12 protein-coding genes and 3 pseudogenes are annotated in these 14,368 nt (G+C 58.3%); 10 read left to right on the forward strand and 5 right to left on the reverse strand.

Translation table 11 applies throughout. The features are described from left to right. Positions 1 to 371 precede the first annotated feature (371 nt). Both DUT91_RS21595 and DUT91_RS21600 read right to left on the reverse strand, forming a co-directional pair. Positions 372 to 1,268 carry a tetratricopeptide repeat protein gene (locus DUT91_RS21595; RefSeq protein WP_114442553.1) on the reverse strand — a complete coding sequence of 299 codons (897 nt, stop codon included), beginning with the start codon at positions 1,266 to 1,268 and terminating at the stop codon, positions 372 to 374. A 201-nt stretch (positions 1,269 to 1,469) separates the two neighbouring features. Beyond that, positions 1,470 to 1,880, reverse strand: coding sequence for a hypothetical protein (locus DUT91_RS21600; protein WP_147272235.1), 411 nt, complete (start codon positions 1,878 to 1,880; stop codon positions 1,470 to 1,472). 463 nt (positions 1,881 to 2,343) lie between these two features. Here DUT91_RS21600 and DUT91_RS21605 point away from each other — a divergent pair. Further along, positions 2,344 to 2,720 (forward strand): annotated as a pseudogene (locus DUT91_RS21605) (transposase); the annotation flags it as partial. Between the two features lie 245 nt (positions 2,721 to 2,965). Here DUT91_RS21605 and DUT91_RS26825 read toward each other — a convergent pair. Continuing rightward, positions 2,966 to 3,097, reverse strand: a pseudogene (locus DUT91_RS26825) (lysine N(6)-hydroxylase/L-ornithine N(5)-oxygenase family protein); the annotation flags it as partial. 59 nt (positions 3,098 to 3,156) lie between these two features. Between DUT91_RS26825 and DUT91_RS21620 the strand changes: the two are divergent. Further along, positions 3,157 to 3,900, forward strand: coding sequence for an SRPBCC family protein (locus DUT91_RS21620; protein WP_114442555.1), 744 nt, complete (start codon positions 3,157 to 3,159; stop codon positions 3,898 to 3,900). A 183-nt stretch (positions 3,901 to 4,083) separates the two neighbouring features. On the opposite strand, the gene DUT91_RS21625 is transcribed toward DUT91_RS21620, so the two are convergent. Together DUT91_RS21625 and DUT91_RS21630 are read right to left on the reverse strand one after the other, a co-directional pair. After that, entirely contained in the window at positions 4,084 to 4,932 is an 849-nt protein-coding gene (locus DUT91_RS21625) for an EamA family transporter (RefSeq protein WP_114442556.1), read from the reverse strand. Continuing rightward, positions 4,929 to 5,543 (reverse strand): nitroreductase family protein, encoded by a 615-nt coding sequence (locus DUT91_RS21630; protein WP_114442557.1) that lies wholly within the window; start codon positions 5,541 to 5,543, stop codon positions 4,929 to 4,931. Before DUT91_RS21630 ends, DUT91_RS21625 begins: the two co-directional genes overlap by 4 nt. 105 nt (positions 5,544 to 5,648) lie before the next feature. Here DUT91_RS21630 and DUT91_RS21635 point away from each other — a divergent pair, with 105 nt between their 5' ends. From DUT91_RS21635 to DUT91_RS21670, 8 genes and pseudogenes are all read left to right on the forward strand, one after another. Continuing rightward, positions 5,649 to 6,554 carry a LysR family transcriptional regulator gene (locus DUT91_RS21635; protein ID WP_114442558.1) on the forward strand — a complete coding sequence of 302 codons (906 nt, stop codon included), beginning with the start codon at positions 5,649 to 5,651 and terminating at the stop codon, positions 6,552 to 6,554. Between the two features lie 352 nt (positions 6,555 to 6,906). Continuing rightward, positions 6,907 to 7,152, forward strand: coding sequence for a TRAP transporter large permease subunit (locus DUT91_RS25870; protein WP_160113687.1), 246 nt, complete (start codon positions 6,907 to 6,909; stop codon positions 7,150 to 7,152). A gap of 312 nt (positions 7,153 to 7,464) precedes the next feature. Then, positions 7,465 to 10,737, forward strand: a complete 3,273-nt coding sequence (locus tag DUT91_RS27305) for an autotransporter domain-containing protein (protein WP_342634470.1) — start codon at positions 7,465 to 7,467, stop codon at positions 10,735 to 10,737. A 187-nt stretch (positions 10,738 to 10,924) separates the two neighbouring features. Next, positions 10,925 to 11,359: a MerR family transcriptional regulator gene (locus tag DUT91_RS21650; RefSeq protein ID WP_114442561.1), complete on the forward strand. Its 435-nt coding sequence runs from the start codon at positions 10,925 to 10,927 to the stop codon at positions 11,357 to 11,359. Beyond that, complete coding sequence (locus tag DUT91_RS21655) at positions 11,289 to 11,708, forward strand: carboxymuconolactone decarboxylase family protein (RefSeq protein ID WP_114442562.1); 420 nt, start codon at positions 11,289 to 11,291, stop codon at positions 11,706 to 11,708. Before DUT91_RS21650 ends, DUT91_RS21655 begins: the two co-directional genes overlap by 71 nt. Further along, the gene (locus DUT91_RS21660) at positions 11,705 to 12,535 is read left to right on the forward strand and encodes an NHL repeat-containing protein (protein ID WP_114442563.1); all 831 of its coding nucleotides are present in this window, start codon (positions 11,705 to 11,707) and stop codon (positions 12,533 to 12,535) included. The genes DUT91_RS21655 and DUT91_RS21660 overlap by 4 nt, the downstream gene beginning before the upstream one ends. Positions 12,536 to 12,839: 304 nt before the next feature. After that, positions 12,840 to 13,520 carry a flavodoxin family protein gene (locus DUT91_RS21665; RefSeq protein ID WP_114442596.1) on the forward strand — a complete coding sequence of 227 codons (681 nt, stop codon included), beginning with the start codon at positions 12,840 to 12,842 and terminating at the stop codon, positions 13,518 to 13,520. Next, a pseudogene (locus DUT91_RS21670) lies at positions 13,517 to 14,368 on the forward strand (sigma-70 family RNA polymerase sigma factor); the annotation flags it as partial. The gene DUT91_RS21665 and the pseudogene DUT91_RS21670, both read left to right, overlap by 4 nt.

Genomic DNA, 14,368 nt, shown 5'->3' on the forward strand with positions numbered 1-14,368 from the left:
ACTGAGCCCTTGTGCTTCCGTGGGAAGCTGTTCGTTATTTTTTACTTCCCTTGCTTTCCATCCGGCCGTGCTCCTGCCGTCTTGCCACTCAGAGGTTTCGAGAAGATGGGCTCTGATTTTTTGCAGGATTGCTTGATCGAGGATATTCTTGAGACGAAACACTTTTTTCTCCTGGGCAGGCCAGGCGACAATCGTCAGGCCTCGGCGATGTGGAGTGCATCTCCTGGCAAGCCAGGTGCTTCGCCACGCCTGCCATGAATGGCAACGGATAGGGGCCATTCTCGTTGAACATGGGGTCGTTTGCGGGAGGGGGCGGAATCCTCCCGCGAGTGACCCCAACAATTCCCGCCTTCTTCGATGAAACCGTCTGCCTAACCGCGTTTCATTTGCCAGTCTTCCACTGAAGGAGGTTTATTGATGTACTGCTTACTCCATTCGTTGCCCCGGCTGGCTGCTTTGCGGAACCATTCAACTGCGCGCTGTTTATCCAGCGGTACACCCGCGCCAACACTGTACATCACGCCGAGCCCGGCCATGGCGTCTGCATCCCCCTGATCGGCGGCTTTCTGCAGCCAATAAACAGATTTCTTGTCGTCCTTCTCCACGCCGTCTCCAACCATGTATCGTTTTCCAAGCTCAGCCTGAGCTGTGGCTTCCCCGTGTAACGCAGCTTTTCGCGTCCATAAAAGGGCCTGCTGTATATCCCGTTTAACACCGGTGCCCTGAGCATAACTTAAGCCCATGAAGCTCTCCGCAGGTGGGAAAGCCTGATCCGCGGACTTTTTCATCCAGATGACAGCCTCTTCGGGGTCTTTGGGAACGCCATTTCCCAAATCATACATCGATCCCAATGCAAACTGGGTGATGTGGTTTCCCGCTTCCGCCGATTTGCGGATGAGCGCTACGTTCTGATCATTATCCTTTTGCGGATTCACTTCCTTAATATACATTCCACCAAGTGTGGCGGCAGCGCCCTGATTTCCCTGTTCAGCCGCTTTCCGCAGCCAGGATGCAGCCTCGATATAGTTTTGCTCAGCATTATTGTTTTGCTTGACTTCGCCACTCAATAACATAATGGCAAGTTTAAGCTGTGCGTCGGAATCTCCCCGATCAGCGAGCACTTTCAAGTCCTTATATCGGCTTTCCTGTTGAGCGGTTTGCGTTTCAATTGCGCCCGCCTCTTTGGGCATGACCACCCCAAGAAGCGCGAAGCTCAGGATAAAAACACGCCAGAACGGCGCTCCAGAAGATCGTATTGAAATAGACATAAAAGGTCCTCCAGGGATGTTTCCACATGGCAACGGCACCCGGTTCAGGTAAAGCGCCTCACGAGATGCAGCAGCCTGTTCCGGTCAGGATATCAACCGGAACAGGCTGCTGCGATCGCGGCCGCCAAACAAGCTTCGCACCTGACAGATGTGGTTCGCGGTGTTGGAGCTGCCTGTTCTGACACCACCAGGCAGAGCCGACTATCTATCGCCGCCGCCGCCACCCCATTTTCGTGATTTTCCTGCGGGCATCGTATTGGGCTGGCCATGAAAGTCCACGTCCAGTATTCCCTTTATGAAATTGAGCGCAGCATCCGTCCAATTCCACGTTTCAGCTACAATTGAACTTATAGATTTCCGCTGGCCCGGATTCGCCTTATGGTATGCATCCTCAATGGCCTTCACTAATTGTTCCTGATTAACGCCATACCGCTCTGCAAGAATCCGTGGACTGAGGCGATCCGTCTTTCCGCCCGCCGTGCTGCTGCCACCACTCATGCCGCCACCGAAACCGTCGCCACGACCACCAGCCCTTCCGCCGCCAGAGCCGCCGCTTGCAGCGGACCCGCCGCCTTCACCGCCGAACATTTCCTCTACAGTCAATTCACGCACGCCATTTCTCCTTGATTTGACCGAATTATTCCAAGTCTAAATCGGGGTCTCGGCAACAAGTGTCCGGTCAAGGCCTGCGCCCGATCCATGAAACTCTACGTTTCGTGTGCCTAAGATTATCGGGGCTGTGGAGAATAAAAAGGGACGCTAGCACCCCTATTTTTTTCTACCAGCGCTTCTTTTTTGGAGGTGCATCGGGGCTGCAGCGAATCCAACGATCCATGTTCGTTCAAATGGCGAAAATCTCAAGCTCGGGTGGGAAAATTGCCGCCGCTTAGTGTCGAGCGAAGTCGCCGGGACTTGATAGACCTTGATTGAAGAGAATTCAATCGCTACTTATCAATAACATCAACTACTTAGTTTCAATGATTATTATGCGATTCAAAATTATAACAAGGTTACATTCTAATTCGAAGTGCGACATGCCAATAATTTCAATAGGTTCCCTTTTGGAAATTTTGGGATGTCACGAAGCTATTCGCAGCTGAATCTGGCTGATCGCCGCCGCCTCTATGTCGAACGCAAAGTATCGATCAACGAAATGGCGCGCTCGGTCGTCACCGCTCTACGATCTATCGCGAGATCAGGCGCAATACATTCCACGATCGCGAGCTTCCCGAATATAGCGGCTACTTCCCAACGGTTGCTGACGACATCCGCAAGGAGCGGCGGCGGCGTTTGAGGAAGCTTATGCGCCACCCGCAATTTGAGCGAACTGGTCATCGAGCAGTTGGAGGCGCTTTGGTCCCCGGAACAGATCGCCGGCCGCCTGCTCGCCAATGGCGTGAGCGCCGTGAGTGTTGCACCGAGACGATCTATCGCTTTATCTACGGCAAGGAGATTATGCGATGATCAAGAACCAGAGCCGGCATTCGCGGAACGCAGCGCGTTTCAGTCGTCGGATCGCCATCCAACGATATTGCTGCAAGGCAACGCGAATGCGCTTCCCGAAGCAATCCGCAAACAAGGGCGCACGAAACCCCCGCTTCCTTCGCGATGATCTTTTGAGGGACGCCCTCAAAATAATGTTGCTTGTAGAATTTTCGCGTCCTGGCGGGCATTGCCTCGACAGCACACCGATCAAGCTGGCCAAGGTTGAAGAATGGCCGTCTGAGAAGGGCGCTGGCAATGACCGCGCTTCGCCATGCAGTAAGGCTGAGCTGTGGCTCGGCTATCCCATGGCTATGGCGCCCGGCATTCAATATGAATATGCGGCTGGCGCGCATCCGGCAGTTGAGGGACGGGCGCCGAATTCGTCAAACCAGGAGGTTCAGAAATGACCAAGGAGACGCAATCCAAGCAGGTGCTGGTGGAGGTGACTATTTCGGCACCGGTTGCAACAGTCTGGCGCGCGCTGCGCGAGCCAATGCAACTCGCGAATTGGTTTGGCTGGGATGCCCCCGGGCTCGCTGATGAAATCGACTATATTTTCCATAGCCACGCCACAGTCGATGAGGCGGCACATACCATCCAATTCGAACCATGGGAGGGCGTTTCTGACAGTTTTGAACTGATCGAGCATGGAGGCGCGACGGTGTTGCGGGTGGTGCGCCACGGAGGACTGCCGATTGATTGGAAAGACACCTATCATGACATCAACGAGGGTTGGGTCACGTTTGTGCAGCAATTGCGTCTGTTGCTCGACCGGCATCCGGGAAACAAGCGCCGGACCATCTATCTTTCGGGAGCGGCTGCTCCCGGCGTTCCCAAAGTAAGTTCCGCGCTAGGGCTGAGGATACTACGGAACAAACCGGATGGCTCGGAGTTTGCCGCAGAACTGCCGCCCGGCGTGGCCGTAACCGGCACGATATGGCATCGCACCCATTTCCAGCTTGGTCTCGGTGTTCGCCAGTGGGGCGATGGATTGCTGGTCGTCACCGACAAAGGCCCAGGAGAGAAACGACCGCACGGCGGTGGATCAGTGCTGATCACGACCTTCGGGCTCGATGACGGGGCCTTTGCGGCACTCGAAGCGCGTTGGTCCGGCTGGTGGGCGGAGCGCTATTCGGAGACGAAATAAACGCGCCAGTGACGGCAGTGACAAGATGTTATTTGGCGCGAACACTGCGAAGAAGGACCGGACGGCATTGCTGTTAGAGGCGCGGATAACCTGCGCTGTACAGATCCTACTTAGCCGCACCAAGATCGAGAACACCGTCCGCCATCTCGGTGTTGACGTCGGGTTCGTGCGCGAGCCGCAGATTCAACTGTTTGTGCGCTGGCTGAGCCAGATACTGCCGATAACCAGTGCAATGCCGACTATCTGAAGCAGGGTCAGCGTCTGCCCGAGAAAGCTCCATCCGAGCAGCACCGCTGTGAGCGGACTGAGGAACAAGAGAGATGATATGACCGGGGGAGGCAATCGCCCGATGCCTCGAAACCACAGGGCATAAGTAAAAGCCGCTCCGATCAGGCCGAGCCATACCAGCCCCAGAAGGTTGGAGGCCGTCGGAACAGGAATAGAATGTTTGGCAAGTAGGGCAACGGGGAGCAAAAGCAAGCCGCCGGCGGTGAGTTGCCACGCGGTGAAGGTGAGCGGCGATACCGGAGGCCGCCATTTGCGCGCTAAAATACTTCCGAGCGCCATGGATGTAGCGCCAGCGAGGCCGGCAGCAACCCCGATGGCATCGAGCGCGGCGCTGGGCGTCAAAACGAGCAGTGCGACACCGCCCATCCCGACAAGGGCGCCGATGATATTTGATGGCCGCACCGGGCTGGAAAGCAGAAAGGAGCCCAGAAAGACGACAATAAGCGGCTGCGCCGAGAGCACGGTGCCGGCAACCCCGCCGGGCAGCCGGTAGGCCGCGACAAACAGCATGCCGAGAAAAATCGAGATATTGAGAGCGCCGAGCACGAATGCGCGCAGCCACCAGATTCCGGCCGGCAATTCCCGCACGATCATCATCAGTATCAGACCTGCGGGCAAAGCCCGCAGCAGGGCGACGGTAATCGGAGGGAAGCCCGGCAGAAATTCGGTCGTCACGAGATAGGTGCTGCCCCAGATGACGGGCGCAATCGCAGTCGTGGCAAGGTCGGAAACTCTGGTTTTCATGAAATCTCCAGAACCTCCGAAAGCGGCCGGCGCGGCTTCTGCGGCCAGTTGTCCTGTGCGGCATGACCGACCGCAAGAAGCATGACGGGCATCTCATTTTGAGCGAGGCCGAATTCTCGGGTCACGGCGTCGGCATCGAAGCCGCCCAAAAGGCCGGATGCGAGATTCATTGCTTCGGCGGCATACATGAGCGTCGCCGCGCCAAGAGTGGCCGAACGTATCGCCTCATCGCGCGCCGCATGGGGTTTGGCATATTGCACCCTCACATTCTCCTGCCAATCCGAAGCCATGTTTTGCGGCATGTACCCGGCTTCGACGAATGGGCGAAGGCGGTCGGCAAGGGCGATGTGGTCGGGCCACTGCCCGCAGATGATGAATGTGACGGCGGCCTCGGAAACCTTGGCCTGCCCATAGGCCTGTTGGCGCAGTCTCGCCTTCGCTTCGGGGGTCCGGACTGCAATGAAGCGCCAGTTCTGCAGATTGTAGGCGGTCGGGGCGCGCGTCGCAAGGCGAACGAGCTCTCCGATCTCTGGGTCGGTGAGCCTGTGAGACGCATCGAACTGATTGGCGGAAACGCGCTGCTCGATCAGGCGGATGAATGGATGAAGCATTGTTTAAAAATTCCCTGACACTGTTGCAGCAGAGGTAGAGAATTCACTTGTTGGATAGAATAGGTTAATAGAGAAAGATACTCTTATCTGTAAGGGAATAATGAAATGGACCGCTTCACGGCGTTGCAGGTCTTTCGGCATGTGGCGGAACTCGGCAGCTTCGCGGAAGCAGCCCGTGCGCTGGGCCTTTCTCCACCCGCCATCAGCAAGAATGTAGCCGAGCTTGAAGCGCATCTGGGAGTGCGCCTGATCAACCGGACAACGCGGCGTATGGCTCTGACCGAGGAAGGCAAGACCTATCTCGATCACGTCACCCGCGGCCTTGATGCACTGACCGAGGCGGAAACGGCGCTCTCGCTTGTCAGAACGTCGCTGTCCGGCACGCTGCGCGTGAGCGCACCCATGACGGTTGCTCTCGTGCGGTTTTCCCAAGCGATTCCGGAATTCCTTTCGCTGTACCCGGAACTGAAGCTCGACCTGCATCTCGACGACCGCCGCGTCGATATTGTCCGCGAAGGGTTCGACCTTGCGATACGCGGCAGCAGCAATCTTGAGGATTCAAGCCTGGTTGCAAGAAAGCTGGCGGTCATGCCGCATGTGCTGTGCGCCGCTCCGGCCTATTTCCAGCGGCATGGAAAGCCGGAAACGCCATCCGATCTGAAAGCGCTGGACCACATTCGTTTTCTATTTGGCGGAAATGTCGATGCCTGGGAGTTCAAAAAGGACGGGCGCACCGAACGGATCGCGGTCCAGGCGCGCTACTCGGTTACATCGAGCCTGGCCGTCCGTGACGCGTTGCGCGGCGGTTGCGGCGTCAGCCTGATTCCGCGTCCATATGTTGCGAATGACCTGCAAGACGGACGGCTGCAATCGGCCCTGGATGACTGGACAACGGCGGAAATCACACTCTATGCGGTTTATCCGTCACGTCAGCATCTTGCGCCAAAAATCCGCGTCTTCATCGACTTTCTGGCCCAACAGCTTAATCGCGTCCCGTCAGCTTTCGAGTGAACGCAGAAGCTGACCTACCGTCCGGAATAAGATCGTTGCCGAACGGCGGCTATCCAAAAAATCCCCTATAGCAGACTTCCGGCTTCCCGCCCCGAACTCGCCTGAGCGGCTGCCATTGGCGGAGAGCAGAAGTCTAACGCCAAAACGCTGGATGGCCAATTTGCGTCAGAAGCGGAGGTTGCGGATGGCTGGTGCATGTCCGCGCTTCCACCCTACGGAGTCAAGACGAGCTTTCCGACGGTCTGACAGCTCTCCAGTGCTTGAGGGGCTAGTGCCACCTGCTCCTGCTGTTGATGATCAATGTGTTGTTTCTATTCCTTGGCATGTACTTCGAGGGCGGGTCGGCCACCATTTGACAACGCCCCTGCTGCTTCCGGTGGCAACCCAGCTCGGCATCGTCAGGTCGGTCAACCTGACGATTGCCGGATTCACGCCGCCTGTCGGCACGATGATGTTCATCACGATTGCAATCGCCAAGGTGCGCATGGAGGATTATGTCAAGGAATGCTGGTCGTTCCTGATAGCGCTGGCGGCCGCATTGCTGTTGATCACCTTCTGTCCCGGCCAGGTCATGTTCCTCCCGAACGCCTTCATGTGAGGATCGCTTACCGGGTGTCACGCTGAAGCAAGGGATAACCGCACTTGGCTTTTCCTCCAGAATGGCCTCGGCGATCACCGCGGCTGCCGTCGTGCCTCGGCAGGTTCTGGCGGCGGCCCAGGGCCCTTGCGCCCGATGCCATTGCGCGAGTGATCTACTCAGCGATCATCTGGGTGGACGGGGGCCGCTCGCCTCCACCCCCCCCTCGGCGGTGCAATCGCCGCAGGCTTCGTGTTGACCAATCCGTCCACACGGCTTGTCATATAAGATACAAGTGAAACGACTAGATGAGACCCCTCACTCAAATGTCACATGAGTTTAGGGGGATCTGCTTTGTCTATAGTTGCGAAACTTCGGGTTTCAACGGCGCTTTGTCTGGTCTTCAGTGCCTGCCCGACCATGGCTCCGGCGCAAGAAGCCTTTCTCAATAAGAATGTTCCGGCTTTCATGGACACCGGTGCAACGAACCAGCGCGGTGATGCACGCTATGCCACTAAGGAAACCAATGCAGCCGTCAGACTGCTGAGCGGATTTCTGGACATCTGGCAGCCCCGTACGCCCTTCGTGGATGCCGGCACTTCGGCGCCCGCACGCGATGGTTTTCCTGCCGTCCCGACGACGGACTGGGATGGCGTACCGGGTAGCGCGACGGACGGCACCATTCTCAATTGGGCGGTACACGAATACAATATCCAGTATGTCATCAACGCCACGCGCAATCGCACCGCCCAGCAGGCCGTCGATGCCTATCTCGACGACCGGCGCGGCAAGGCGATAAGCATGCTGGATGGTCTCGGTCCGCTTCAGGATGCCTGGGTCAAGGGAACCAAGCAGTTCACAACCATCCTGGATGTCGCGCCCGATGCCACGACCGTCAAATATGACGACATGGGCAACAATACGGGCATCGGCAGCAGCAGCAATCCCGATCTTGGACTGGCTGTTGATCTTCTCGGTCGCGTTGGCTGGGATGCCTCCACGGAACCCTCCAAGCGTTACTTCAAATATGCGCGCCCGTGGCGCTGGTCGAGCGACGTACAGGTCCTTCCGGCGCTTGAACCGGCCAAGAGCAGCACGCCTGTCACCGATGGTGGCTTTCCCAGTGGCCACACGGCAGAGGCCTGGCGCAACGCACTGGCCATGGCCTATCTCGTGCCGCAGCGCTACCAGGAGCTTGTCACGCGCGCCGTCGCGATGGGTGACAGCCGAATTCTTGCCGGCATGCATTCACCGCTCGATGTCATCGGTGGCCGCATGCTGGGCACCGCAGCCGTGGTCTACAATCTCAACCGACAAAATGGCGATGGTGGCTTCAACTGGCAGGATCTCAAGACGCAGGCCTACGAGCAGACCCAGGCCTGGCTGAAAAAGGAAACGAATTCGACAACGGCATCCGACCTTTATGTTGCGGCACACGCAGCCGATCTGTCGACAGACCGTTTCGCAAGCCGCGAAGCCAATGCAGCCTATGTTGCTACGCGGATGACCTATGGCTTTGCGCCTGTTGGCCCGACGGACCAGCCCGCCTATGTGCCGAAGGGCGCGGAGGTTTTGCTGGAAACCCGCATGCCTTATTTGAGCGCGGATCAGCGCCGCGCCATTCTGGCCACGACCGCGCTGCCCTCTGGCTACCCGGTCATGGACGATCCGGAGGGATATGGCCGTCTGAACCTTTTTGCGGCGGTCGATGGCTACGGTGCTTTCCGGGAGGATGTCACGGTCAATATGGACAAGAGCCTCGACGGCTTTAACGCTTTCGACGCCTGGCGCAACGACATCAGCGGATCCGGCAAGCTGACGAAGGAAGGCACCGGCACGTTGATGCTGACCGGCCTCAACACCTATTCCGGCGGCACCCGCGTGAACGCAGGCATGCTGGTCGGCACCAATGGCAATGCTTTCGGTACTGGCGCAATCCAGATCGATGCTGCGGGCCAACTGATGGTGAACACGCTTGTGGACAGCACGCTTGCCAACACCATCTCCGGTACCGGCATGTTTGAAAAGCGTGGAACGGGCGGTCTTGTCTATACGGGTGATGGTTCGCAGTTCACCGGCACGACCCTCATCAGCGGCGGCCGCTTCGCGGTCAATGGCTCCTGGGGCGGCGCACTGGACATGGAAAACGGCGCAATCCTCGGCGGCAATGGGACGGTCGCAAATGTGATGCTGAAAAGCGGCAGCCGTCTGTCTCCTGGCAATTCCATCGGAACGCTCAACATCAATGGTGACCTGACACTCTCGTCTGGCTCTGCCTATGATCTGGAAATCGCCCATAACGGTACATCCGACCGGACGATCGTCAGCGGTGCGGCTGCGATCGACGATGCCAGCCTGAATGTAATCGCCCTCGACCCGGCCGTCAGCTACGCGGCGGGCCAGTCCTACACATTCCTGACAGCGGACAACATGACCGGGCAGTTCGGCGATTTGCTGATCGACTCGGCCTTCATCGACTCGAAGCTTTTCTACACGGCGAACGATGTAACCTTGCGTCTGTCGAGCTGGGACGGGCGTGCCTTTACCACCGCAGCACATACCGCAAACCAGCGAGCTGCCGCCTCGGCTCTCGATGTGCTCGACCAGTCGGCCGGCTCCAGCAGCCTGCCTCTCTACAACGCGGTTCTCTTCATGAATGCTGAGAATGCGCGCAACGCCTTCGATGAGATTTCCGGTGAGGAACATGCCAGCACCCAGTCGGCCCTGCTCGCGAATTCCCGCATCATCAGTGATACGGTCCTCGACCGTCTGAGCTCCGGTGATACGGGCGCCTGGACGTCCGGTTACGGCATGCGCAGCCGCTTCGGCAGCGATGGCAATGCCGCCTCCTATGATCTGTCCGGTGGTGGCGTCTTTCTTGGCGGAGATGGCTTCGTCTCAGACGACGTGCGCCTCGGTGTGATGACCGGATGGGGACGCTCCTCCCTCAGCAGCGATCGCACCAGTGGCTCGGCGGATGTCGATAGCTACCATATCGGCGTCTATGGCGGGACGGACATGGACCAGCTGTCGCTGAAGGCGGGTGCTGCTTACAGTTTCAACCAGATCGAAACGAAGCGCTCGCTGCGCCTTGGCAGCTTCTCGGACCAGCTGACGGCCGAGTATGATGCGGGTCTGGCTCAGCTCTTCGCAGAAGCGAGCTACGCGTTCGAACTCCCCAAACAGGTCAAACTGTCTCCTTTCGCAAACCTGTCATATGCCATTCTCTCGACGGACGGCTTCAGCGAAGCGGGCGGTGCGGCGGCTCTTTCGGCAACCGACAGCGATGCCGACGTGACCTTCACCACGGCCGGTCTGCGGGCCGAAGGCGACTTTGATGTGAATGGCACCGCCATGACCTGGAACGCCATGGCCGGCTGGCAACATGCTTTCGGCGACATGACGCCGGAAAGCCGGATGTTCCTCGCCAGGGGCGGCAGCTTCTCGGTTTCGGGTGCACCGATCGGCCGCGACGCTGCCAAGGTTTCGCTCGGAATGGGCATGAAGATCAGCCAGAATGTGGATTTGGGGCTTTCCTATCACGGTGAGTTTTCGGAGGACGTGACCGAAAACAAGGCTCGTGCAGACTTCAAGCTCCGCTTCTAATGGTCAGGGCGTTGCGGCAAGAGTGCGCAACGCCCTTTTATAGTCGGTTGACAGGGATAATCGACGCACTGCAGACCAGCGTCGCTGAACCATTTTCAGGTAGTTTTACGAATTTTGATTTACCCCTTGACTTAGAGTGTACTCTAAGTCCTAGCCTCTGATGCGTCGTGGCGAAAGAAGGGTGCTCATGAAGATCGGCGAACTGGCGAAGCGTTCCGGACTGTCGGCCCACACCATCCGTTACTATGAGCGGATCGGGCTGCTTCCCTACGCAGACCGGGACGGATCGAGCCAACGTGACTACGACGCATCAATCCTGATCTGGATTCAGTTTCTTGGTCGCCTGAAAACGACCGGAATGCCGATCCGGGACATGCTGCGTTATGCAGCCCTGCGGGAGCGCGGCGTCGACACGGAGGCTGAGCGTCGCGCGCTTTTGGAAGAGCATCGCGAGCGTGTCCGTGCCCATGTGACTGAGCTGCAAGCCTGCCTTCTCGCCCTCGACACCAAGATTGCCGGATACGCCGGTAAGGAACAGAGGACAAAGGAACATGACACAGCACTCCCGGAACGGCGGCGAAAGCCGGCTGGAACGCGGGCAGCGCGTTCTCGCGGAAATTGACGGCGAGGCCGGCAACAATGTCGTTGCCGCACTGGCCGACATTGCTCCCGATTTCGCACGCTACCTGTACGAATTTCCATTTGGCGACATATATAGCCGACCTGGTCTTGATCTGCGTGCCCGTGAGATCGCGACCATCGGCGCATTGACGGCACTGGGCAACGCCAGTCCGCAATTGAAGGTACATATTGAGGCTGGCCTGAATGTCGGGCTGAGCCGGGGTGAAATCGTTGAGATCATCATGCAGATGGCCGTCTATGCGGGTTTCCCGGCCGCGTTGAATGGTCTGTTCGCAGCCAAGGAAGTGTTCACCCGCCGCTTCCCCACACATGAGGGGCAAGCGGCATGATGAAGCTCATTCGCTCTTTTGTCGCTGGTAGCAGCCTCGCCCTCGCAATGATCGCTTTGCCCTCGCTTGCGACGACGACTGCGGCTTATGCGAACCCGGCCGCGCCCGAAAAGCTATGGGAGGGCTTCAGTTCGCCGGTCGGCATGGCCTTCGACGCCGCGGGGAATCTCTTCGTGGCCGAATGGGGAGCAGGGCGTGTTTCCCGAATCGACCCTGCCGGCAACCGCACGACTTTCGCCGATGGGCTTTCCGGCCCTTCGGGGCTGACGATCGGCCCCGATGGCACGATCTACGTCGCTTCCTATTCCCGTGATGAGGTCTATCGTTTCACCCCGGGGGGAGAACGCAGCCTGCATGTGACCGGCCTTGCAACGCCAGCCGGGATAGGCTTCGACAGTTCTGGCCGGCTCCTGATCGCCAATCGGCGCACCAACCAGATTCTCGCCGTGACCGGGAATGGCCGGCTGAAACCTGTCATAGACGGTTTGCGGACGCCGGTAGGGGTGGTCCAGACGCCGGACGGCGGCTATGTCGTCTCCAACATTGGCGGCGGGGTGACGATCCTTCGGCCCGATGGTTCCCGCATCGAGGCCGGTGACGCTTTCCAAACGCCGGGTCCGGGTGTCGCAATGACAAGGGGTGGACGAGTCTTTGTGGTCGATTATGGCGGAACGACCGTTCGCGAAATCCTGTCGGATGGGAAGTCCCGTGTCGTCGCAGACGGCTTGCGAAGCCCGGTCGGGCTGGCGGTAGCACCTGATGGGGCCTCCCTGCTCACCGCCGCATGGGGGGATGGGACGATCTATCGGATTCCGATTTCGGATTAACAGCAGAATTGCGAAAATTCCGAAGAGGTCAATGTGACCTTAACCGACATAGGCGCGGATGTTGCGGAAAGACGCCACGGTTGCGCCACTTCCCATCCGATTGCGCTCAACGAGTATCACATTGAATTCGCGTCGGGTGGCGGAGGTCGCTATCTTCCTGCGGTGCCATGAGAGCGAAATCGCGCAATTTAACTTCGCGAAGAGCAATGCAGCGGTGCTGCCGGGAAAAAACCGCCCGCAAGTGTCACATTCCGTCTGCCTGTCTTGTCATCTTCTTGAACGACAACTCGCAAAGGAGATGAAGATGGCCGATCGGGATGTTATCAATGCGCTTGCCCTGGAGCCACCGCCGGCGATTTCCCCACCGACACGTGTCGCAATCGTCTATCACAGCGGGTACGGGCACACGGGACGCCAAGCCGAGGCGATCAAAACCGGCGTCGAAGAAATTGGTGGCGTCAAGGCATTGCTTCTGACGGAAGCGGAGGCGCAACAGCGTTGGGATGATCTCAATACGGCGCATGCGATCATTTTCGGCGCGCCGACCTATGTAGGCGCAGCCTCCGCTTCATTTAAAGCGTTCCAGGAAGCGAGCTCCAACGCGGTCATGGCACGAGGCTATCTGTGGAAAGACAAGATCGCCGCCGGTTTCACCAATTCAGGGACGCAATCAGGCGACAAGCTCTCCACGCTCATTCAGTTGGTGCTCTTCGCCGCACAGCACGGAATGCATTGGGTCGGCCTTGATTTGCCGCCGGCGAACTGCTCTTCTTCAGGATCGGATGACGACCTGAACAGGCTTGGTTTTTGGCTTGGTGCTGGTGCTCAGTCGAACACTGACGAGGGTCCAGATCTGGCTCCGCCCAAGTCCGATCTCGCAACGGCGCGTTATCTCGGGCGGCGCGTGGCGAAGACGACGCTTCAGCTCGTTCGCGGCCGCGATGCCATGGACGCAAGAGCCTCATCGTGTGGTATCCAGCCATGACTCAACCGTATGCTCATCCCATTTGTCCCGACCTTCGCCGCCAACTGACCCGAATTGCGTACCGGATGCTGGGATCGGTCGCGGACGCAGAAGATGTGGTGCAGGATGCGTGGCTGCGCTGGCTCGCCTCCGATCGTGGGTCGGTGCGTGAGCCGGAAGCCTTTCTTCGAACCATTGTCACGCGACTTTGCCTGAATGAACTGAAGTCCGCCCGGCGCCAGCGTGAAACCTATATTGGCCCATGGTTGCCCGAACCAATCTTCGATCCGGAGGATGGGGAACCCATCGACGACATCACCCTGCCACTCATGATCGCCTTGGAAAGGCTGTCGCCGCTGGAACGGGCTGCATTTCTGCTGCATGACGTATTCGGCATGAGCTTCGATGAAGTCTCGAACGCAATCGGACGGAAGGCCGCAACCTGCCGCAAGCTTGCCAGCCGGGCTCGGACCAAAATTCACAAATCCGGCCCGAGATTTGTTGCAAGCCAGGAGCAGGGGCTTAGATTGGCGGCCGCCTTCTTCACGGCTTCAAGGAGCGGTGATATGAGTGGACTGCGGAGTCTTTTGGCCAGGGACATCGTGGTCTACGCCGATGGCGGCGGCCAGGTTCCGGCATCCAAAACCCCAGCAGTCGGATTTGACGCGGCGACAAACCTCTTTGGCGCTCTTGCTCGGTATTTCGCTCGATCACCCTCCCGATTGGTACGCTACGTGATCATCGACGGCCTGCCGGGTTTCATCACGATTGAAGGCGGCAGTATTGTGCAGACTACGGCCTTGCTGGTGAGGAATGAGAGGATTGTCGCCATCTATGTTACGCGCAATCCCCGGAAGCTGAAACACCTG

It is taken from the genome of Paramesorhizobium salinisoli (genome assembly GCF_003335045.1).
Classification (GTDB): Bacteria; Pseudomonadota; Alphaproteobacteria; order Rhizobiales; family Rhizobiaceae; genus Paramesorhizobium; species Paramesorhizobium salinisoli.